This is a genomic window from Streptococcus pyogenes, assembly GCF_002055535.1.
Lineage (GTDB): Bacteria > Bacillota > Bacilli > Lactobacillales > Streptococcaceae > Streptococcus > Streptococcus pyogenes.
This window is the reverse complement of sequence record NZ_LN831034.1, coordinates 764,213-786,929: the sequence shown is the minus strand read 5'-3', so window position 1 is coordinate 786,929 and position 22,717 is coordinate 764,213. Positions and strand designations below refer to the sequence as shown.

Annotated in this window: 22 protein-coding genes; 1 reads left to right on the top strand and 21 read right to left on the bottom strand. The window is 39.3% G+C overall.

Annotated features, from left to right (window positions below):
- Nucleotides 1–110: 110 nt before the first annotated feature.
- The 3 genes from B6D67_RS04160 to trpX all read right to left on the bottom strand — a co-directional run bounded on the left by B6D67_RS04160 (nt 111) and on the right by trpX (nt 3,079).
- Complete coding sequence (locus B6D67_RS04160) at nt 111–869, bottom strand: ABC transporter ATP-binding protein (RefSeq protein ID WP_011285499.1); 759 nt, start codon at nt 867–869, stop codon at nt 111–113.
- A complete protein-coding gene (locus tag B6D67_RS04155) occupies nt 866–1,735 on the bottom strand; it encodes an ABC transporter permease (RefSeq protein ID WP_002991975.1) in 870 nt (289 codons plus the stop codon). Before B6D67_RS04155 ends, B6D67_RS04160 begins: the two co-directional genes overlap by 4 nt.
- A 345-nt stretch (nt 1,736–2,080) precedes the next feature.
- Entirely contained in the window at nt 2,081–3,079 is a 999-nt protein-coding gene (trpX, locus tag B6D67_RS04145) for a tryptophan ABC transporter substrate-binding protein (protein ID WP_010922233.1), read from the bottom strand.
- A gap of 353 nt (nt 3,080–3,432) precedes the next feature.
- Here trpX and fbp54 point away from each other — a divergent pair, with 353 nt between their 5' ends.
- The gene (gene fbp54 / locus B6D67_RS04140; protein WP_010922232.1) at nt 3,433–5,085 is read left to right on the top strand and encodes an Rqc2 family fibronectin-binding protein Fbp54; all 1,653 of its coding nucleotides are present in this window, start codon (nt 3,433–3,435) and stop codon (nt 5,083–5,085) included.
- A gap of 58 nt (nt 5,086–5,143) precedes the next feature.
- Here the strand turns inward: fbp54 and B6D67_RS04135 are convergent, their stop codons facing one another.
- The 18 genes from B6D67_RS04135 to miaA form a co-directional block, all read right to left on the bottom strand.
- Nucleotides 5,144–6,391 (bottom strand): tetratricopeptide repeat protein, encoded by a 1,248-nt coding sequence (locus B6D67_RS04135; protein ID WP_010922231.1) that lies wholly within the window; start codon nt 6,389–6,391, stop codon nt 5,144–5,146.
- Nucleotides 6,381–7,562, bottom strand: a complete 1,182-nt coding sequence (locus tag B6D67_RS04130; RefSeq protein ID WP_002990002.1) for an AI-2E family transporter — start codon at nt 7,560–7,562, stop codon at nt 6,381–6,383. The genes B6D67_RS04135 and B6D67_RS04130 overlap by 11 nt, the downstream gene beginning before the upstream one ends.
- 57 nt (nt 7,563–7,619) lie before the next feature.
- The gene (locus B6D67_RS04125; RefSeq protein ID WP_010922230.1) at nt 7,620–8,096 is read right to left on the bottom strand and encodes an NUDIX hydrolase; all 477 of its coding nucleotides are present in this window, start codon (nt 8,094–8,096) and stop codon (nt 7,620–7,622) included.
- Nucleotides 8,097–8,316: 220 nt separating this feature from the next.
- Complete coding sequence (gene rfbB / locus B6D67_RS04120) at nt 8,317–9,357, bottom strand: dTDP-glucose 4,6-dehydratase (RefSeq protein WP_010922196.1); 1,041 nt, start codon at nt 9,355–9,357, stop codon at nt 8,317–8,319.
- Nucleotides 9,358–9,600: 243 nt separating this feature from the next.
- Entirely contained in the window at nt 9,601–10,194 is a 594-nt protein-coding gene (locus B6D67_RS04115) for a dTDP-4-dehydrorhamnose 3,5-epimerase family protein (RefSeq protein WP_002990099.1), read from the bottom strand.
- Nucleotides 10,194–11,063, bottom strand: coding sequence for a glucose-1-phosphate thymidylyltransferase RfbA (gene rfbA, locus B6D67_RS04110; protein WP_010922195.1), 870 nt, complete (start codon nt 11,061–11,063; stop codon nt 10,194–10,196). Before rfbA ends, B6D67_RS04115 begins: the two co-directional genes overlap by 1 nt.
- A 57-nt stretch (nt 11,064–11,120) precedes the next feature.
- Nucleotides 11,121–12,227: an NAD(P)/FAD-dependent oxidoreductase gene (locus B6D67_RS04105; RefSeq protein ID WP_029713989.1), complete on the bottom strand. Its 1,107-nt coding sequence runs from the start codon at nt 12,225–12,227 to the stop codon at nt 11,121–11,123.
- A gap of 39 nt (nt 12,228–12,266) precedes the next feature.
- Nucleotides 12,267–13,055, bottom strand: coding sequence for a Nif3-like dinuclear metal center hexameric protein (locus B6D67_RS04100; protein ID WP_002984887.1), 789 nt, complete (start codon nt 13,053–13,055; stop codon nt 12,267–12,269).
- Entirely contained in the window at nt 13,045–13,731 is a 687-nt protein-coding gene (locus tag B6D67_RS04095) for a tRNA (adenine(22)-N(1))-methyltransferase (RefSeq protein WP_002990104.1), read from the bottom strand. Before B6D67_RS04095 ends, B6D67_RS04100 begins: the two co-directional genes overlap by 11 nt.
- Before the next feature lie 71 nt (nt 13,732–13,802).
- Nucleotides 13,803–14,459: an endonuclease III gene (gene nth / locus B6D67_RS04090; RefSeq protein ID WP_010922193.1), complete on the bottom strand. Its 657-nt coding sequence runs from the start codon at nt 14,457–14,459 to the stop codon at nt 13,803–13,805.
- Nucleotides 14,456–15,139 (bottom strand): DnaD domain-containing protein, encoded by a 684-nt coding sequence (locus B6D67_RS04085; protein WP_010922192.1) that lies wholly within the window; start codon nt 15,137–15,139, stop codon nt 14,456–14,458. The genes nth and B6D67_RS04085 overlap by 4 nt, the downstream gene beginning before the upstream one ends.
- Nucleotides 15,140–15,219: 80 nt before the next feature.
- A complete protein-coding gene (locus B6D67_RS04080) occupies nt 15,220–15,738 on the bottom strand; it encodes an adenine phosphoribosyltransferase (protein WP_002990109.1) in 519 nt (172 codons plus the stop codon).
- A 150-nt stretch (nt 15,739–15,888) separates the two neighbouring features.
- Nucleotides 15,889–18,099 carry a single-stranded-DNA-specific exonuclease RecJ gene (recJ, locus tag B6D67_RS04075; protein WP_002990110.1) on the bottom strand — a complete coding sequence of 737 codons (2,211 nt, stop codon included), beginning with the start codon at nt 18,097–18,099 and terminating at the stop codon, nt 15,889–15,891.
- A complete protein-coding gene (locus B6D67_RS04070) occupies nt 18,096–18,860 on the bottom strand; it encodes an SDR family NAD(P)-dependent oxidoreductase (RefSeq protein WP_002984893.1) in 765 nt (254 codons plus the stop codon). Before B6D67_RS04070 ends, recJ begins: the two co-directional genes overlap by 4 nt.
- Nucleotides 18,860–19,789 (bottom strand): ribonuclease Z, encoded by a 930-nt coding sequence (gene rnz, locus B6D67_RS04065; protein ID WP_002984894.1) that lies wholly within the window; start codon nt 19,787–19,789, stop codon nt 18,860–18,862. Before rnz ends, B6D67_RS04070 begins: the two co-directional genes overlap by 1 nt.
- Nucleotides 19,790–19,803: 14 nt before the next feature.
- Nucleotides 19,804–20,439, bottom strand: a complete 636-nt coding sequence (locus B6D67_RS04060; protein WP_002990114.1) for a cystathionine beta-lyase — start codon at nt 20,437–20,439, stop codon at nt 19,804–19,806.
- On the bottom strand, nt 20,432–21,670 hold the full coding sequence (hflX, locus tag B6D67_RS04055; RefSeq protein WP_010922191.1) for a GTPase HflX: 1,239 nt from the start codon (nt 21,668–21,670) through the stop codon (nt 20,432–20,434). The genes B6D67_RS04060 and hflX overlap by 8 nt, the downstream gene beginning before the upstream one ends.
- 72 nt (nt 21,671–21,742) lie before the next feature.
- On the bottom strand, nt 21,743–22,642 hold the full coding sequence (miaA, locus tag B6D67_RS04050) for a tRNA (adenosine(37)-N6)-dimethylallyltransferase MiaA (protein ID WP_010922190.1): 900 nt from the start codon (nt 22,640–22,642) through the stop codon (nt 21,743–21,745).
- Nucleotides 22,643–22,717: the final 75 nt, after the last annotated feature.

Below are 22,717 nucleotides of genomic sequence, written 5' to 3'. Positions count from 1 at the left end.
TCATATTTGAGGCGTTTTTTCTCTAAATAGCCTTGATACTTTCAGATTATTTTCAGTATGGAAATCAAAAAATCACTGACTTATTATTAGTCAATGATTTAGATCGTTGATTAATCAAATAGTTGGTAATAGTCAGTAATCGTCAGTTGTTCTTTTTCCATTTGATTTAAATCTTTAATAATGTTTCCATCTTTCATTACAATCAGACGATTCCCATAAGTTAATGCATCTTCCATATGGTGGGTAATCATCAAAGCTGTTAAGCCATCTTTTGTCACAAACTCATCTGTCAATTGCATTAAAGATTGACTCGTCTTAGGGTCAAGAGCAGCCGTATGTTCATCTAATAATAAGAGAGCTGGCTTTTTCAACGTTGCCATTAATAAACTTAAAGCTTGTCTTTGTCCACCAGACAAAAGACCTGCTGGTGTTTCTAAATGCTTTTCTAGGCCATTTCCTGTTCGTTTAACCAAATCCTCAAAACTAGCTAAGTGCTCTGTTATTTTTCGAGAAGCCAAGGAGCGTTTTTCTCCTCTTTGACGTGCGATTAAGAGATTTTCAGCCACTGTCATCCGAGGGGCTGTTCCCATTTTGGAATCTTGAAAGACTCGCGATAGGTAAAGAGCTCTTTTTTCTGCTGGCCAATGCGTCACATCCTGACCAAGAATCCTAATTTGCCCCCGTGTCAAACTTAGCGTTCCTGCAATTACATTAAAAAGGGTTGATTTTCCAGCTCCATTTCCTCCTAAAATAGTTAAAAAATCATGTTCATAGATAGTTAGTGTCACATTGTCCAATATTGTTTTAGCATCTTCAAAACCATTATCTACGTCAACTGTTGCATTGATCAATTCAATAATTTTTGTCATCGTGTTAACCTCACTCCCTTAAAGAAGCGCTCTTTTACCACTGGTATCATGAGGCACAGTGCTAAAACAAGAGCACTAATTAATTTCAAATAACTTGTATTAAAACCTAGCGTAATAACTACTGAAATTAAAAATTGATAAAGAATCGAGCCTATTACAATAGCAATCAAACGTTCTAAAAGAGTCAGTCCAGTTGAGTATAGTACTTCACCAACAATTATGCTCGCCAAACCAATAACAATAACTCCAATCCCTTTTGAGACATCTGCATAGCCATCTTGTTGGCTCACTAGAGCACCTGATAAAGCTATTAAACTATTAGAAACCACAAGTCCCATAACTTCCATCCAATCCGTGTTAATACCAAAACTCTTAGCCATATCTTTATTGTCTCCCGTAGCGATATAAGCTTGACCTAGATTAGTGTAAAGGAAATAGATCAAAACGCTAATAACAATCACAACAGTTATCAGACCTGTTAAAAGGCTATTTAAATCAATTGAAAAAGGTAAACAATCCTGAATACGTTTATGATCATGTAAACCCAAGTTTGCTCTTCCCATTACCATTAGCATAATGGAGTTACATGACGTCATCACCAAAATTCCCGCTAAAAGTGTTGGCATTTTTCCTTTCGTATATAACAGCCCTGTTAAAAAACCTGCTAAAGCACCTGATAACATACCAAGTAAGGTTGATAGAAATGGATTCCACCCTAAGCTAATAGCGGTGACCGCAACAGCTCCTCCTAAAGGAAAAGAACCTTCTGTAGTCATGTCAGGGAAGTTTAAAATCCTAAAGGTCAGGTAGATTCCTAATCCTAAAACTCCCCATATAAGGCCTTGTGAAACTGATGAAATAATCATATTTTTCCTCATATTTATATTAGCGGGTAACTCTCGCCAGTATAAACCCTTTCTTTACATTAATTTTTAGATTTGTTTTATACTTAGTTCAGCACCGTGGCTTAGTCTTTTTTTTCAATCACTTTGACGAAACTAAGACAGAAAACAAAAAAGTCGAGAATCATGTTTAAACTTACTCAAAAGGCAAGATTTTTTACGTGTCTAAAATAGAGCATTTTAAAACTAAAAATGATAAAAATAACCGTTACATCCTCAAAACGATTGTCTAACTTGGCATCCAAATTCATCTCAGTGAGGGTGTTTTTTATGGTTTTTTCTTGACCTTTTATATCACATGTCATTGTATTAATTCTCAATAAAAGAAGCTGAAGGAAAATCTTCTTTTTTAATAGCAATACCTAATTCTGCTGCTACATTCTTATTAATTAGCGGTTGACCAATATCCACAACTTTGACAGGAACATCTACAACACGCTTTCCTTTGATTAATTTTAACACCTGATTAGCTGTTTGAACTCCCAAATCGTACTGATTTTGAGAAATAGCTGCCAAACCACCTTTTTCAACCATTCGATCAACGCTAGTGTAGACAGGAATCTTTGCAGCCTTGCTGGTTGTCATGACTGATGAAAATGCACTTGCTATAGTATTGTCTTGGGGGATAAATACCGCGTCTACTTTACCTAACATAACTGACATCGTGGCAGGAACTTCATTAGTAGAAGGAACCGCGTATGAAATAACTTGGTAGCCCTTTTTGCGAGCTAACCGCCTAAACTCTTTAACTTGAGATAAGGAATTATCCTCATTACTTGCATATAAAATTCCAACTGTTTTGACATGTGGTGTCAGCTTTTTCATTAAATCAATTGTCTGTTTAACAGGCACTTTATTAGATAGACCAGTTACATTAGCTTCAGGTTGATCCAATTGCATCACTAATCTAGATCCTACTGGATCAGATACTGCTGACATGACAACTGGGATATCCTTGCTGGTGGCTGCTAAGCCTTGCGCCGCCGGGGTTGCGATACCAATCACGATATCACTTCCTGATTGCACTAATTGCCTACTCATTGTTTGGATTTTACTCTGATCCCCCTCAGCATTCATAACCTTAATCACTACATTTTGTTTTTGAGGCATCTGCTTTTTGAGTTGATCTTCAATACCTCGCTTAATATCATCAAGAGCCTCATGAGTAACGAATTGTAAGATGCCAATTGTAATGTTTTGTTGGTTAGCCAAATCACGGTTTTCCTTTGATACTCCTTTTGATAATAGAGAGCCTATCACTATTACAGTTAAAACAAGGAGGGTAGCTATTAAACTCTTGTTTTTCATCTGAATTCCTCACATTTCATGTCAATCTCTTTAAAACGTTGATGATGAGAATACTTCTCAAAAGAAAAAGCACTTAGTAATGATTACTAGGCGCTCTTGTGAAATCCAATGTCAGCGCATAGATATCTTTTTAGAAGTACTCTAAAAGTCGTATCTATGCCAATTCATAAACACAACTTATCTATGCCAGCTTTGCCAATTTGCTAAGTGTTGTGTTTTTACCATCATTGACTTCCTTTCTCGTTTTTTTAACATTATAACCTAAATCAAAAAAATTGCAAGCTCTTTCGTCCATATTTTTAGTCAAGTATTTGTGGTATAATGAAGAGATTAGAATTCAGAAAGGAGAAACCATGTCTTTTGACGGCTTTTTCTTACACCATTTAACCAACGAATTAAAAGAGAACTTGCTTTACGGTCGTATCCAAAAGGTCAATCAACCCTTTGAACGGGAACTTGTCTTAACCATTCGTAACCATCGCAAGAATTATAAATTGCTATTGTCTGCCCATCCTGTTTTTGGAAGGGTACAAATCACCCAAGCAGACTTTCAAAATCCTCAGGTACCTAATACCTTTACCATGATTATGCGTAAATACCTCCAGGGTGCAGTCATTGAGCAGTTAGAACAGATTGATAATGACCGCATTATCGAAATCAAGGTATCTAATAAAAATGAAATCGGAGATGCTATTCAGGCAACCCTAATCATTGAAATCATGGGGAAGCACAGTAATATCATCTTGGTGGACCGTGCAGAAAATAAAATCATCGAATCCATTAAACATGTTGGTTTTTCACAAAACTCTTACCGCACCATTTTACCTGGCTCTACCTACATTGAGCCTCCTAAAACAGCTGCTGTTAATCCTTTTACAATTACAGATGTGCCTCTATTTGAAATCCTCCAAACACAAGAACTAACAGTTAAAAGCTTGCAACAGCATTTTCAAGGTTTGGGGCGAGACACCGCAAAAGAGTTGGCCGAGCTTCTGACCACAGACAAATTAAAACGGTTCCGTGAGTTTTTTGCTAGACCTACTCAGGCAAATCTGACCACAGCTTCTTTTGCGCCTGTTCTTTTCTCAGATAGTCATGCGACGTTTGAGACTTTGTCTGACATGCTTGACCACTTTTATCAAGACAAGGCTGAGCGTGACCGTATCAATCAGCAAGCCAGTGATTTGATCCACCGTGTGCAAACTGAACTGGACAAAAATCGCAACAAGCTAAGTAAGCAAGAAGCTGAGCTGCTAGCCACTGAAAATGCTGAGTTGTTCCGTCAAAAAGGAGAATTATTGACCACCTACCTCAGTCTGGTCCCAAACAACCAAGACTCTGTGATTTTAGACAATTATTATACAGGGGAAAAAATTGAGATTGCCTTAGACAAGGCTCTGACACCAAATCAAAATGCTCAACGTTATTTTAAAAAATACCAAAAGCTAAAAGAAGCTGTCAAACACTTATCTGGATTGATTGCCGATACCAAGCAAAGTATTACTTACTTTGAGAGCGTAGACTACAATTTATCTCAAGCAAGTATCGACGACATCGAAGATATTCGCGAAGAATTATATCAGGCTGGCTTTTTGAAAAGTCGCCAAAGAGACAAACGCCATAAACGTAAAAAGCCTGAGCAGTACCTGGCTTCAGATGGAACAACCATTCTCATGGTGGGACGCAATAACTTGCAAAATGAAGAACTCACCTTTAAAATGGCTAAAAAAGGAGAACTCTGGTTCCATGCTAAGGATATCCCTGGAAGTCATGTCATCATCAAAGACAATCTTGACCCAAGTGACGAGGTTAAAACTGATGCTGCCGAACTAGCTGCTTATTATTCGAAAGCTAGGTTATCAAATCTCGTTCAGGTCGATATGATTGAAGCTAAAAAATTACACAAACCTAGTGGCGCCAAGCCAGGATTTGTGACTTATACTGGTCAAAAAACTTTACGGGTTACTCCTGACCAAGCCAAAATTCTCTCTATGAAATTATCCTGATAAGCAACTAAAAAACAGCTCTCCTAGGAAAGTTATTTCCCCTAGGAGAACTGTTTTTTTATTCTGATTGTTGGTGCTTGATATGGTCAAGAAAGTCTTGCATATTCACATCATCAGGCACTTGTCTGAGGTAAGCGGTAGCCATTTGGATAGCCTTGTGAAACTGGCCAAACTCCCTTAATAAATAGGCATAATCCTGTAAAAACTCTGGATTTTCTGCCAAATCAGCCGAAATCTCATTATAAAGAGCCAAGGCAACTTCTTCTTGTTCCAAGGCGTGGTAAGCCTTTGCAATGGTCCATTTGGTTAAGACATTATCAATCGTCTCACGATTAAGAGCAATAACCTCCTCAAAACGCTCGGCATCAAAATAAAGGGTCACTAAACGCATGAGAATCTCTTCGTCATCAACAGCTACTTCCTTTGCTTGAAGCAGGTAATTTTCAGCATTCTGCCTATCGTGTAATTCATAAGAAAGCTGCGATGCTAGTAATAATAATTGACTGTCAAATGCATTTTTACGTAGGCCCTGTTGAACCAAGCGCAAAGCTTCTGACGTCTTATGCTCTTCATGAAGACTCAAAGCATAACCATATTCATAACCTGGATAATCTGGATTGATGGTTTCCAACTGTTTAAAGTAAAGATTGGCTTTTTGATAATTTTCTTGGTCATACATGAGGGTCGCCAATTCAAAAACAGTTTCATCTTCGTATTCAATGGCCACGGCCTTTTCCAAGAATTCGATGGCTGCCTCAAATTTCCCTAAGCTAGCATAGGCTCGTCCAATGCGTTGATAAGTGGAAATACCTGTCAATTCAAGGATTTGACGATTGTCTAACTGTGCATAGTAATCAATAGCTTCTTTAAAATGCTGCAAGGACATGTCAATTTCTGCCAAACCAAAAATGACCAATGGCTCTGGGCTGATGCCCACTGCTTGAAGCAATTTTTCACGCGCCACCTCTGTCAGTCCTTCCATGTCATAGAGGTCAGCCATTACTAAGAGAGCTGACAAATAATTGGGGCTATCTTTTGAAACCTTATCCAAATACAAGAAAGCTTCTTCAATGGCGTCGTCTTCTGCTGCAATCTGAGCTAAATTTATATTGAGTTCTGGGTAATCATCAGCTAACTGCAAATAAATACGCTTGGCATGTGGCAAAAAACCTATACTTTCTAAGTATTCTCCTAAGGCGATTAAACTATCTGCATCATCTTCTTTTAAAGCTTTTTGGAAATATTTTTCAGCGTGCGCTAGGTCTTGCTGATCCAAGGAAGCAATCATTTTTTCACTATTTAACATGGTCCTTAACCTCCTCAATCACCAATACTTCTTCGTCATACAAACCGCTAACTTTTTTGTACCAGTCAAATAATTCTTTAATCACAACTTTGACAGAAGCGTAGATTGGGATGACAAGGAAAACACCCCAGACACCAAACATAGAGCCTGCAGTCAATAACAAGAACATAATGGTAATAGGATGAATGCTCAGCTTATTTCCCAAAACAAGCGGTGCTACAAAACGCCCTTCGATGGTTTGCTCAATCATAAAGATAACAAGCACCTTAACCAACATAAATGGGCCTTGTACCATAGCCATAATCACAACAGGTATCATGGCAAGGAAACTTCCTAAGTAAGGTATCATGTTAAGAAAGCCAGCAATAATCCCAAAAGTGATGGCATATTTCAGTCCCACAAGGCTAAACATGATAGAAAACATAAAGCCGACAACAATTGCAACCGTAACCTGCCCTTGCACATAGCCTGATAATTGCTTGTTAATATCTCCCAAGACTCGAACCATAGGCACCCGTAATTTGAGAGGTAAGACATTCACAAGGCCATTTTTCATGTGGCTACTGTCTCGTAAAAAATAAAAGAGAATAAAGGGCGAAATAATAATAGCCACGGTAATCCGAGCAATGGCACCAGCAAAATTACCAGCCCAGTCAATAGCATTTTTTGAAAAACTTTGCGCGTAATCCAAAGCCTTTTGACTTGTATGGGTAAGCATGTCTTGGAGTTGGGGCTTATAGCTGACTAACCATTCATTTTCAAGAAGTTTATTGGCTTCTTCATTGACCTTGCCCACGTATTTGGGCAGATCCTCAATAAAACTGGTAAGTTGGGTCTGTACCATGGGAACAAAGCCTGAAATCGCCCAGACAAAAAGTAAGGTAATCAAACCAAAAACAATAAAAATAGAGGTGGTACGATTCGGGCCCAAGTGATTAATAAGGTCAACTAAGGGTTTGGTCAGATAATACAGAATGGTCGAAATAACCAAGGGCAACATGATGACCGCAAAAAAAGAAATCACTGGCATAAATAAAAAAGAGATTTTAGTAAAAACAAAAATCGTTAAAAAGGCTAAAAGTGTTATTACTAAAGCCATGGTAGCTTGATTATTTAAAAACCATTTGTAAAATAAGCTATCTGTTCTAGACTTTTCAGGTATTAAGGGCATTAAGATAGGGTTCCTTTCTTTGGGAAAATGATAGGTTTTACTGGTAACCTGGGTAAATCAATAAAAGGTCACAGATTTATCCATGAGTTGGTTGTTTTGGTCATAGGTAAATTTGGCAGAGAAAAAAGAACGGTCTTCTAAAATCCATTTAAAAATGTCATAATCACCTTCCCAAGTTGGCTTTTCCAACACTTGATCGTAAGGTACCCATTCCAAGGTTCCTTCTCGTGACTCTTCATCTGAAATGAGGTCTCCTTCAAATCCTGTTACTTTAAAAACATAGGTATACCAGTCATGACCAGGGGTAAATTCTGGAAAAGTAATGATTCCTTTAAAGGCCATCTCTGTAACAGTCAAATGGGTTTCCTCTAAAATCTCACGACGGGCACACTCATCTGGGGTCTCACCAGCCTCGAGCTTACCCCCAACTGAAATCCACTTGCCTTTGTGGACATCATTTTCTTTTTTATTGCGGTGTAATAATAGCAAAGAATCGCCATTATCAATGTAACAAATGGTTGCTAATTGAGTCATCTATCTCTTTCCTTTCCATCTTTGTTTCTATTATACCAATCTCTAGAAAATATGCTATCATTTTATGAGTCAAAGTGTGAATACTTAGTCACGCTCAAAACCTTCTAAAGATGCCTTAAAAAAGTGTAGATAAGAGCCTACAATGAAAAACATCAATTTAAACTATCAAAAGAACCTTGTCATATCAATTATCGTTGATATGACAAGGTTCTTTAATGTTTTATTTAATCACTTCTTGAGTTTTAGCATACTTGGCTTCTACAGCATCTTTTTCTGCTTTCCACCATGTCTCATTTTCTGTGTACCACTTAATAGTTTCTTCCAAACCTTCTGAAAAGTTTGTAAATTGTGGTTCCCAGCCGAGTTCTTCACGCAATTTTGTAGAATCAATAGCGTAACGAAGATCGTGACCAGCACGGTCAGTTACGTGATCATAAGCGTCTTTTGGTTGACCCATTTTCTCAAGGATAAGCTCAAGAACTTCCTTGTTGTTTTTCTCGCCGTCGGCACCAATAAGGTATGTTTCACCGATACGACCCTTAGTCAAAATAGCCCATACTCCTGTAGAATGATCATTAGTATGAATCCAGTCACGGACGTTTTTACCTTCACCATAAAGTTTTGGTTTGATTCCTGCCAAGATATTTGTAATTTGACGTGGAATGAATTTTTCGATGTGTTGGTATGGTCCATAGTTATTTGAACAGTTCGAAATGGTCGCTTTCACACCGAAGGAACGTACCCATGCCTTAACGATAAGGTCAGAAGCTGCCTTAGTTGATGAGTAAGGTGATGATGGATTGTATTTTGTTTCAGCAGTGAATTTTTCACCTGGTCCTTCACCCTGTCCTGGAAGGTCTTCACGAAGTGGAAGATCTCCATAAACTTCATCAGTTGACACGTGGTGGAAACGGATATCGTATTTACGAGCTGCTTCAAGCAAAGTGTAAGTTCCGATAAAGTTTGTATGGATAAATGGACTTGGATCTTCCAATGAGTTATCGTTGTGGCTCTCAGCCGCATAGTGAACAATAGCATCCGTTTTGGCAGCCAATTTATCTACCAATTCAGCGTCAGCGATATCACCAACAACTAACTCAACACGATCACCAAGAATAGCTTCAATGTTAGCACGGTTACCTGCATATGTCAATTTATCAAGGACAGTTACATGAACATCTGGGTGGTTATTGTAGACATAGTGCACAAAGTTAGATCCGATGAAACCAGCTCCACCAGTTACGATAATATTTTTATACATAAGATATAAAGGGACCTTTCGTTTCCGAAAAAATCTATTAAAAGTAATGACTCTAACAAAGACGTTTTAGGCCTAAGAAAACATCGCTTTCTAAGATTTAAGTCCCATGTTCAGCTCAAAGAGAGAAACTGAACTTTCCTTTCATCATTTTTAGTTGTTACTTGTTACCTGAAGTAGAGAAGAATAACTCCCCTCATATCCACCTCAAATGATTAATCCCAATCATCTGAGTATGTTGTTTCCCTATAGGTCTTTTGGTTTCAGTGGTTTGACATCACTAAGAAGAGGATGGTTTTTATCTGCTTCAGAAACTTCTGCAGCTGCTAGATTTTCCCAAGTAATCCCAAGACTTGGGTCAGCATAGTTTACAAAAGCATACTTAGGTTTCAAGTCAAGAGCCCAGTAGTCATTGACAAGATAACTGTAAGAGACAGTCTCTGAAAGAACTTGAAAGCCATTAGCAACCCCTCTAGGAACAAACATTCCTTTTGAAGCATCAATCACTGTCTGGTAGACGTTTCCAAAAGTCTCTCCCTCACGAAGATCAACCCAAGCTCCTAAAACCTTGCCATCATCAGCAACTGAGATGTATTTATCCCAAGGTTCAGCATGAAGTCCACGCAGCACATGCTGACGTGAAAAAGAAACGTTGTTTTGTAGTTTTCCTTCCTCAAAAAAACGTTCTGGAAAGCCAATTGGCAACATTTTTTCTTTTTGGAAATTTTCTTTAAACCAGCCACGATTATCCCCACGAACAGGAATATCAAACTCTAGTAAGCCTGGGATTTCTTTGATTTCTCGGCAAGCCAATGGTTTGTCAAAAAAAGTTTCTGTCATTAAGCTTCTCCAATCAAACGAAGCAAGTATTGCCCGTATTCGTTTTTCTTTAAAGATTGCGCCAATTTATGGACATCTTCTTTACTGATATAGCCCATGCGATAGGCAATTTCTTCCAGATTTGCCACTTGAGCGTTTTGCAAGCGTTGAACAGTTTCAATATATTGAGCCGCTTCAAGTAGACTTTCATGCGTTCCAGTGTCTAACCATGCAAAACCACGCCCCATCAATTCAACGGAGAGGTCACCACGTTCCAAGTAAGCCTTGTTGACGTCTGTAATTTCCAACTCACCACGCGCGCTTGGTTTAATGTTTTTAGCAATCTCTACCACGTCATTGTCATAGAAATAAAGTCCAGTCACTGCAAAGTGAGACTTAGGCACTTCTGGTTTTTCTTCGATAGAGATAGCATTCATGTTCTCATCAAATTCCACCACTCCAAAGCGCTCAGGGTCTTTCACTTGATAACCAAAAACGGTGGCTCCTTTTTCTTTGGCAGCTGCCTTTTGAAGCATTTTAGTGAGGCCATTACCGTGGTAAATATTATCTCCTAAAATAAGAGCAACACGGTCATCACCGATAAACTCCTCTCCAATAATGAAAGCTTGTGCTAAACCATCTGGGCTTGGTTGTTCCTTATAGGATAAGCTAATGCCAAATTCTGACCCGTCTCCTAGCAATTCTTCGAAACGAGGAAGATCTTGGGGAGTTGAAATGATTAAAACATCTTTAATCCCTGCCAACATCAAGGTTGACAATGGGTAATAAATCATTGGTTTGTCATAAATGGGCATCAACTGTTTAGATGCGGCACGGGTCAGTGGATACAAGCGTGTCCCTGAACCTCCTGCAAGAATAATACCTTTCATAGTAGTGCTCCTATTCTTCTATATACCCTATCATTCTATCATTTTTTGAAAGCAGTGTCACGCTTTACCAGTAGACCGCAAAAGGTAAGGCTCAGGAGAATAGTCGCTAGGCGTCAAAAGTCCTTCGTGTCCTAGCAATAATTGAGCTAATTCATAGCCAATCAAAGGTCCAACTGTTAATCCCGATGACCCTAAACCACTAGCTGTATAAAGGTTCTTCAATCCTGAAACCTGACCATAAAAAGGAGAATAATCACTGGTATAAGCTCTTATTCCTACACGACACGTTTTTTGAGTAGCTTCTTTTAATAACGGCAAATAAGTAAGAGCTTGCATTTCAAGTTTTTCTAAAACCTGCCAATCAGGCTCCAAATCATAACCTTTATCATTTTCGTGACTCGTACCAACAGAAATCTTACCTTGGTTAAAAGGAATAAGATCTATTTCACCTTCTGGCATAACAACTGGATAAGTGTCGCTGATGATGTGATGAACGTCATAATCCAAGAGTTGTCCCTTTTGTGGTCGCACATCAACCTGATAGCCTAAAGGCCTCAATAAGTCAGGTAGCCATGCTCCTGCTGCCAGAATGACCTGATCAAAATAATGACCAGCAATCTCATAACCACTTCCTTGCTGTTTCAGAGTGACTTTTTGGCGAATAACTGGATAACCACTAGCCTTGAGTAATGTCTCACATAAAGCGGCTCCCTCCACTCTAGCAGCTCCTGAAGCGTACAGACAGTTATCAAAGCCAATCAATCCTTTAAAATCATTCCCCAGTTCTTTACGATTTTTAATGGCTAACTCACCAATAATCGGTGATTCTACCTTTCTTGCTAACGCTAATTCATAAAGATCTCTTAGTTTTTCTTCCTGCTTTTTTAAAACATAGATGCCATTTTGCTGATAAAAATCTGTTGCAAAACCATCTTCTTTGAGGTCATTGATTAATTGCTGATAAAAGTCCGCTCCTAAACGAGCCATGCGGTACCAAACTTTATTGCGACGCTTTGAAAACCAAGGACTAATAATACCAGCAGCTGCCTTAGTGGCTTGTCCTTGACCATGGTCAAAAATGGTAACTTCTTTTTGACCACTTTGTTGTAAATAATAAGCGGCGGTTGATCCTACAATCCCCGCCCCAATAATGGCTATTTTCATTCCTGGTATCCTTTTATCTTATTTTAAGACCTTAACAGCCTATAAATGGCTAAATGGATTGGTCGAGGCTTTGCTTGAAATAATGCTGACATCCCAACCGTTCTCTTCTTTCCACCCTTGGAGTTTCTCCTTTAATTTCTCCGTAAAAAGCACCTCAATATGATGCCCCGGGTCAACCGCAAATAGTCCTTCTGTCAGCATCTCCTGTGCTGTATGGTAATAGATATCCCCTGTAATATAAACGTCTGCGCCTTTTTGCACAGCATCCTGATAAAATTCACCACCACTTCCGCCACAGATAGCAATCTTTGAAATCAAAGGGTTTTCCTTATCGTAACGGATAAGTCGCACGGTATCTAAATCAAACACCCTTTTGACCTTACTTGCTAACTCTTCTAACGCTTGTTCTTTAACTGTTCCAATACGACCAATGCCAAAGCCTTCTTTGGTTTCAGACAAGTAAGTTGCTTCCTTGATTTCTAGCAGGTCACAAAACCAATCATTTAGCCCACCTGGTACAATGTCAATATTGGTATGGCTCACATAGACAGAAATGTCATGCTTGACCAAATCTAGAAGGATATCACGCTGAGGGGATGAAACCAGATCTTTAAGCGGTTTAAAGATGGGAGCATGCTTAGTTATAATGAGATCAACTTCATTTTTGATGGCTTCTGCTACTGTTGACTCTCGGATATCTAAAGTAATCATAACCTTACGAATGTCTTTATCCAATGAACCCATTTGAAGACCTTTAACGTCTCCTTCCATAGATAAATCAAGTGGGCAAAAGGCTTCATAGGCATCAATTAGGGTTTTAGCTTTCATGAACAATCACCTCTTTTATTTGTTGTATTTTTGTCAAGAGAAGCTGACGCTCTTGAGTTTTTTCTTCTGGGATGCAGGACAAGGCATAAGCTAACTTATCCATTTCTCGTTGCCACTTCTCTTTAAAAACGACTGATTTTTCCTGAGAAAGGTATGGACCAAAACGCAATTCTGTCGCGGATAAGGCCTTTTCACCATGCTCAGCAACGATGATTTCATAATATTTGTCATTTTCAGCCATGATGGTTTCTGCAACAATTTTAAAAGCGTTAACCGATAACCAAGCCCGTAAATCATCCTCACGATTGTTGGGTTGTAAAACCAGACGTTCAATGCCCTGCAATTTTTCCTTACCTGCCTCTAAAATATCAGCAATCAAACGGCCACCCATGCCACAAATGGTAATGGCTGTCACATCATCAGCTTCTTCAAAGGCTGCAAGGCCATTGGCTAAGCGCACCTGAATATGCTCGGCAAGGCCAGACTGTGTGACATTTTTAAGAGCAGATTCGTAGGGACCCCTAACCACTTCGCCAGCAATGGCTGCTGAAATCTGATTAGTTTCTACCAAAAATATGGGAAGGTAGGCATGATCACTGCCAACATCTAATAATTTGACACCTTTTGGAACATAGGCCGCAACTTGGGCCAAACGGTTTGATAATTGACTATCCATCTTGATTTCTTTCTAAAACGTAATGGTTCTATTATAGCAAAATTACCTCCATAAAAAAAGAAAACCAAAGGCTAGGCTTTCGATTTTCCATAAGTATCTTGATAGTACTTGCAGTAAGACTGAACGGGACAAATCTCACATTTTGGTTTTTTGGCTAAACAATGGTAGCGTCCAAAAAAAATCAATCGATGGTGAGTAATAATCCAATCTTTCTTTGGAATTTTAGCCATCAAATCTGCTTCAATCTGCTTGACATCGGCATCTGGCGATGAAATATTGAGCCTCTTTGAGACTCTAGCCACATGAGTATCAACCGCAATAGCTGGAACACCATAAACCTCTGCCAGCACCACATTGGCTGTTTTTCGGCCAACACCCGGTAAACTTTCAAGCTCTTTGTGGGTTTTTGGCACTTGACCCTTAAAATCATCACGAATAGCCTGAGCAGTTTTAATGATATTTTTGGCCTTATTTTTATAGAGTCCAATCGTTCTCAGAGCATTTTCAACATCAGAAAGTTCAGCAAAAGCTAAGTCTTCTATTTCTGGATAAGACTGCCATAGTCCAGGAGTTACCTTATTGACGGCCTTATCTGTCGTTTGAGCTGATAAAATCACCGCAATCAACAATTGAAAAGGTGTTTCCCAGTCTAACTCTCCCTTAGCCTCAGGAAACATTTGACCAATGATGGTCAGGACTTTTGCTAATCTTGCTTTTCCAATTCTCATGAATCACTCCATAAATTCATCGCAGATAGAAAATCCTCTGATATCGTCACTTGAGAAAGATCTTCGCCTTCTCTAACACGTCTACGTTCTTCTACTTGTCGAAGATTAACAATACCTTCTTTTCGCCAATTACGTAAGATAGCCTGGATATATTTCCAATTTGTTTTGCCGTTGAAGACAGCTTCTTTTAAAGCTTCTCGTATCAAATCAGGATCTGTTTTATCATCACGAAGCGTTTTTTCAAGATCTTCTAACTCAAAAGGACTCAAGAATCGTCCTAGTTCACGTTCAAATTCATCAACTAATCGTTTGAAATGATTTGGTGTTTCTTGTTTGTCAATTTCAGTTGCCGTTTGACTGACAAACAATTGATCTAACTTGGCTAACACAGGACTCGCATCAAAAATAATTTCAATTTCTCCAGTAAGTTCAATTGTCCGCATATCTAAAAGCCCTTGATTAGTCAAAGATGAAATGATTTTATTAATATCAGCAACTGATTTTCCAAGCGCATGAGCAATTTGACTGGGTGCTAAGTCGTCTCGCTTTGTCGTATTTTGAAGATAGAAAAACTGCCAGACCAAAAAATCATCTGAGCTCTTAAAAAGATCTTTGTAATGAAAAAGCAAGGCACTTGGGATAACCAAATTACCTGACTTATAATGTTCTAAAAAACTCATAATCCCTCAATCAAAAGGCTAAAATCGAATCTATAGCCTTTACTACTTTAAATCCCCTAATCAGATGCTGATTAATGTGTTTACCCAGGAAACTGCATTAAGACTTTATAGTCATAGTTCCTAATAGCATGGCGTCCATTTAAACCTTCTAATTCAATAAGGAAGGCACAACCAGCTACAATACCACCAAGTTTTTCAATCATTTCAATAGTTGCTTTTACTGTACCGCCAGTCGCTAGTAAATCATCGACAATCAAAACACGTTGTCCAGGCTTAATAGCATCTGCATGCATAGTTAAAGTATCAAGACCATATTCTTTTTCGTAATCGGCAGAGACAACATCTCTTGGCAGTTTTCCTGGTTTACGAACGGGAGCAAAACCAATTCCTAACTCAACTGCAACAGGACAACCAATGATAAAACCACGCGCTTCAGGTCCAACAACCATATCAATATCTTTATCACAAGCGTACTGTGCTATTTCACGAATAGCATAGCTATATGCTTTACCGTCAGCCATTAAAGGTGAGATATCTCGAAACGTAATACCAGCTTTAGGGTAATCTTTGATCGATGCAATGTAATTTGTTAAATCCATAGTTAATTCTTTCTAGTGGCAAATTGCCAAATATAAAATACTCTTCATTATATCACGAAACATATTTTTCGTAAAATAAGACTTCTGACATTATTGTTTATCTGATACTTCATTCGTAACTACCTCAATAACTACTGTCAACTGCTTTACTTATTGATCGTTTGATTTCACCAAATAATCATACATCTCTTTCGGGCTAGCCAAAGCCATGATTTCTTGAAATTTCACCAATTCTTTTAAGTCTTGGTAAATGTGGCTCTCTGAAATCTCTCGTTTTTGCGCTTGGGGGTTAACCGTCATCAGCCCATCGTCAATCGTCACAAAAGACAACTCTTCAAAAATTTGAATCAACTTAATCAGTAAAAGTTTTTCTATGTTTAAATAGTGACTCAACTCTGTCAATTTATGTCGTAAATCAAATTCAGGAAACTGATAGATGGTTTTGTAGAGCTTGGCAAACTGCTCTCTGCTGCCAAATCCTGTTAAATAATAAGGATGTTTCATCTGATTTTTAAAATAGATGGCGTCAAAATCCTTGTGAACAAACTGGTTGCGCCAGGTTTTGAAATCTTCAGGGATGTCATTAATCAGAATGACTCTGGCATTTGGGTCTTCTTCAATAGTCGGAATACCTTCAGGAACTTTGGCTGTTTTTGTCCTTAAGTCAAGAAGTTGCACTCCGTCAACACGAGCATCTACTAACATGAATTGGAGACTCGTGTTCCCATTCCAATGGTTGACAGATAAGGTAACTGCTAATTCTAAACCAGTAGCTTGTCGGAACTCTTGCAGTTGACTTCCTTGACCAAAAGCCAGTACGTCAAAGGAAGCTTTGCCCTGACTGACTTTAAATTTAAGATGGCTCTGGTCTTGCCCTATGGTACGCGCTTGACTAACCCTTATGTCCTTGACATAAAAGACCGGCTTTTGATGATCCATCCCATAAGGGGCTAATTTATCTAAACTCTTTAAAATATCAAGGCTAAGGTCGTCCAAAGACAGTCTTTCATCAATAGTTAACGTATTTTTGGCAGTCTGATCTAAGCCACGTTCTATCACAAACTGACAAAGAAAGTCTGAAAGAGCTTCCAAGTTGTCAACGGGCAGGGTCATTCCTGCTGCACCAGCATGTCCCCCAAAGGCTGTAAATAACTCACGCTTGCCATTTAAGGCTTCAAAAATATTAATAGCTTCTAAACTTCTGGCCGAGCCTTTTGCAAAGCCATTATCAATGGTCAAAACGACGACCGTTTGTCCAATAGTTTCCATGATACGACCAGCGACAATCCCAAGAACACCAGGATGCCAGCCAGCTTGTGCCAAGACTTGAACAGGTTTTTGAGGATCAACCATAGCCATCGCTTGATCAAAAATGTCTTGGACTAAGGCCTTACGCTCTTCATTTTTTTTCTTAATCATCAAGGCAATCGCTTGAGCTTCTTGGTCATCAAAGCCCGTCAGTAGCTCAATGGCTGGATTAGGGTCATCTAAGCGCCCTAAAGCATTTAATTGCGGAGCAATCTGAAAGCCAATGGCGTCTTCATTAAAATGTTCCAAATCAATAGGAGACAAGGACATCAACTCCTGCAAGCCCACTCTTTCGGTGTGTTTGAGCATGGCCAGACCATTTTTGACTAAAACACGGTTTTCACCTGTCAAGCTTACCATATCGGCAATGGTTCCAATAGCTACCAAGTCTAGACAGTCTGTTGGTAAACTTTCTAGCAAAGCTGTTGCCAATTTAAAGGCAACGCCACAGCCAGCTAAGTGTTTAAAGGGATAATCAGCATCAGGATGCTCAGGATGAATGATGGCAAAGGCTTCTGGCAATTCTTCAGGCAGGCTATGATGGTCAGTTACAATAACATCAACTTCCTGTTCTTGAGCATATCTAATCGCTTCATGTCCGGCCACGCCATTATCAACCGTGATAATTAGGGACACAGCTTCCTGCTCAATAAAATATTTATAGACGCTCTGGTTGGGGCCATAGCCATCTGTAAAGCGGTTGGGAAGATAAACCAAAGGCTCTGCTCCCATCATGTCTAGGGTTTCTTTGACAATAGAAGCCGACGTCATGCCATCAGCATCATAGTCGCCGTAAATGAGAATTCGTTCGCCCTCTTCAATAGCTTGACGAATTCTTGGCACAGCTTTTGCCATGTCATGTAGCAAGTAAGGATCATGCAGTTGAGACAAGTCCGCTGTTAAAAACTCATCTAAGGCTTCTTCAGTCCTTATCCCTCGATCATAAATCAACTGAGCGGCGGTCTGGGTTAGACCTTTTGTCTTTGCTAGCTTAAAGAAGCCATCATCTGGCTTCTTGTCTTTTATTTTCCAGCTATATTTGGATTTAATCATTTATAATTAAATACCTTTCTTGCAAGATAATCAGATAATTTAGGGAAAAGGGTGTAAAATTGATGGGTCACCGCTAAACTAAAGGGCAAATTCAATTCTCGTTTATTTTTCCCGATAATAGAAACCAAACGCTTAGCCACTTGATTTGGTTGGAGAGTAAATTTACCAACGCTTTCCAAATAATGTCCAGACGGGTCAGCTTGGTCAAAAAACTTGGTGGCAATGGGACCTGGATTCACGGTGGTCACGTAAACCCCTTTATCCGCTAATTCTAAGCGAAGGGCATTGGAAAATCCGATAAGGGCAAACTTGGTGGCTGAATAAATGCTCGATTTGGCTGACGCAATCAAGCCTGCCATGGACACAATATTAATAAGGTGACCTTGCCCCTGCTCTGCCATTTTCTGACCAATCAAGCAAGCAAAGTGAATGCTCGCTAGGGTGTTAACCTGAAACATATCAGCTATTTCTTGGGCAGAAAACTCTTCAAAGCCTTTGAAAGCTCCGTAGCCAGCATTATTAATCAAGACATCAATACGGCCATAGCGCTGGTAAATCTGGGCGACCATTTTCTCAATGGCTACTGGATTGGTAATATCCAACTCGAGGCATTCTTTGTTGTCAATATGCTGATAACAGTGTTCTAGGCGTTCTTTGTTACGTCCTAATAAAATCAAGCTGTCTTCCTTGGGTAACTGCTTAACAATTGCCTGAGCCAGTCCTCCAGAAGCTCCCGTGATAACAATGATTCTTTGTGCCATTAAATAATCACTTCCTCTAAATCTTGTACCATTTTAACATTTTCAAATATAGTGGCGGCATCTTTTTCCATCTGGCGACAATCACGCCCTAAAAAGCGAGCTGATACATGATTGAGCAAGAGGCGTTTTGCGCCTGCTTCATGAGCGATTTGTGCTGCCTGCATGTTGGTAGAATGCCCGTGATTTCTCGCAATCCGCTCGTCACCCTTACCATAGGTGGATTCATGAACCAAAACATCTGCATCTTTAGCGAGTTTAACACTGGCAGACGTTTTGCGCGTATCGCCGATAATGGTGATGATTTTGCCTTTTTTAGGGGCAGAAATATAATCTTTGGCACAAATCAGGCGGCCGTCTTCCAACTCAACGTCTTGACCATTTTTAATTTTGCCAAAGAGTGGTCCAAAAGGAACACCCGCTGCTTTTAAGGCTTCTGCGTCTAGGGTTCCTTCTAAGTCTTTTTGAACTACTCGATAACCCATGCAAAAAATGGTATGCGCCAGACGCTCTGCATAGACCTCAAACTTATCTGTTTCCATTATTTTACCTAATGATTTGTCATCAAATTCATGAAAATGAATCTGATAAGGTACACGCGCTCCAGAAACTTTTAGACTAGTTAACACGTAAGTTTTAATGCCAATTGGTCCATAAATATCAAGATCTGTCTGTTCTTCACTAGCTTGAAAAGACCGACTTGATAAAAATCCTGGTAATCCAAAAATGTGGTCTCCATGCAAATGAGTAATGAAAATCTTTCTTATTTTTCGTGGCTTAATCGTCGTTTCTAAAATTTGTCTTTGCGTTCCTTCACCGCAATCAAACATCCAGACTTCATTGATTTCGTCTAGTAATTTCAAGGCAAGACTTGACACATTGCGCTGCTTGGCTGGTTGACCAGCTCCAGTTCCTAAAAATTGTAATTCCATTCAATCTATTCTTTCTATTGGGTGATGTAAATCATAAATTCTCGTTGGGCAAAATCATAATACTTTTGACCAGAAAATGTTTGGCTAAGAGCCCATAACTCCTCTACATTAAACCCCTTAAGCATGGTGATACCGTTTGCCAGACGGTAAATCTTCGACAAGAGTGTGTCATCAGGTGTAATGTCTTCACATTCTCCTTGCTCAAACTGCTTAGCCTGCATTTTAAGCTGGCCTTTGTCCTCATAAACCATATATTGTGGGAAAATTTGTGTTAATTCAAAGAAGAGTTCGGGTTTCTTAGGCTCTGCTTTTTCAGAAAATACCAATGCAACTTCTTGGTCATTTTGGTAAGCAAAACCATAAGCTTTTCCAGACAAATTGAGGCGTACAAAGGGCTTTTCTTCCTCAAAAGATGGTTGGTCAGTAAAAAGCCCCAAAGCCTTAGAAAGATTAAAATAATAATCAGTTGCAGCTTGCGGTGACTGTTTCTGGTAGATTTCAGCAAAGTAGGCATTAATAACACTTGGTGGTGGTGTGATAAAAGCTAGTTTTTGCTGGTCTGTCAAACTGGCTAACAGATGGTTTAGGTAGTTGGTATCCAGACTAGTAAATCCACCATAGGTTTTTGCTAAATCAATATAATTATTCATAAAAATCGTCAAGTCTCCATTGCTGTTTTGGGGAAATGTAGCCCGAAATATCCTCTATTTCTTGGTCAAACGTGTAGTGGTCTAAAAGAGCAACTCGATTCAAATCATATAGCTTGTACGCCTTGTCTTGATGCACTTTGATTCTAAAAGGAACAAACTGGTCTCGAATTTGGTCAATGATTAAACGTCTCAAGAGAATTTTGCTATCCTTTGAACGGGCTGAAATCCTGATATTTGGAAAAGCAGTAGCTGTGAATTGTTCTGCTATATCCACCTTGTTATAAATAGCTAAACGCGGAATATTAAGCATGTCTAGCTCTTTTAGAAGGTTTAAAACCACTTTTTCTTGCTCACTATGATTGGGATCACTCGCATCAATCACATGTAACAGCAAATCCACATATTTGCTTTCTTCTAGGGTTGATTTAAAAGCAGCCACTAATTCCGTTGGCAAGTCTTGAATAAAGCCTACGGTGTCTGTTAAGGTTGCTTGAAATTGATTTTCTAAATAGAGTTGCTTTGTAGTTGCATCTAAGGTAGCAAATAATTCATTGGCTTCATAGTGGCTGTCATCTGTCAACAAGTTCATAATGGTTGACTTGCCAGCATTGGTGTAGCCAATCAAGCCAATTTTAAAGGTATCTGAACCCACACGACGATCTCTAATTGTTTGACGATTTTTCTCTACCTGAGTTAATTGGCGTTCAATATCAGCAATCTGATGACGAATCGAACGGCGATTTAACTCTAGTTGGCTTTCACCTGGTCCACGGCTCCCAATACCACCTGCTTGACGACTTAACATGATGCCCTGTCCAACCAAACGAGGTAACATATATTTCAATTGGGCAAGGTGTACTTGTAATTTGCCCTCATGGCTTCTGGCACGCATGGCAAAAATATCTAAGATTAACTGCATACGGTCAATGACTTTTACCTCTAAAACAGCTTCTAGATTAGCATTTTGCCTAGCAGTCAACCGATTGTTCACAATAACTGCATCAATCTCATCAGCTTCCACAATCGCCTTAATCTCATCCAGTTTCCCTGAGCCGATAAAGGTTTTGCTGTCGTAACGTTCTCGTTTTTGGCTGAAACTTGCCATAACTTTGACACCAGCTGTTTTGGCAAGATTAGCTAATTCTGTCATGGACATGTCAAAATGTTCTGTTGTCTGAAGCTCAACTCCTAAAAGAATCACTCTTTCTTGCTGACGCTTTGTCTCAATCATCACCTTTACCAATCCTCCAAATTCCGTAAATTCTATTATAACATATCTTCAACAGATTCTGCTAATTTTGCGTCATGACTTCTCTTTCTGACCAAGAAAATCCCTGACCCTATCATGTACTACCTGTGGGTAATCAGGAGCCGTTATGGCAGTGAAGCTAACAGCCATTCGATTGCGGAACCAAGTTAGCTGTCGCTTGGCAAAACGTCTCGTGTTTTGTTTTAATTGATCACTAGCTTCTGCCAAAGTCATTTCACCTACAAAATAGGGGAATAATTCCTTATAACCTATGCCACGACTAGCCTGAACAGTCGGGTAATGCTCATATAACCATTTTGCTTCTTCCAATAAGCCGTTTTCAATCATACGATTCACGCGCTGATTGATACGGTCATAGATGACTTGGCGGTCATCATTCAAGCCGATAATAAGCGGCTCATAAGCCGTCTCGGCATTCTCTAATTCATCAGCAAACTGAGCCAATTCAAGGGCTCGGATCGCCCGTCTGCGATTCACCTGCTCAATGGTAATGTTATTGACTTGCAAGCGTTCATACAAGTCGTGATCGTCCAATTGCTCCAACTCATTCCGATAGGCTTTTACCGCCTCTTGATCAACTTGACCTCCTAGATGATAACCTTCGAGTAAACTTTGTAAGTAAAGACCAGTTCCACCTACAATAATTGGTAATTTCCCACGACTAACAATATCTGAAATAGATTTTTGAGCATCTTGAACAAAATCGTAGGCCGAATAAGACTCCGTCACCTCACGAATATCAATTAAGTGATGAACCGCTGCTTCTTGCTCTTCTTGAGTGGCCTTGGCTGTTCCAATATCCAACTGTCGATAAACTTGCTGGCTATCTCCTGAAATAATTTCTCCATTAAAAGCCTTGGCTAAACTAATCCCAAGTGCTGTTTTTCCAACCGCTGTCGGACCAACAATCACAACTATTTTTATTTTTGTCATTTTCTTGTCTTTCTATTAGAAAAGCGTGTCCAAAAACGCCTTTTACTTGAAAATTAGCTTATTTTTCGCTACCAT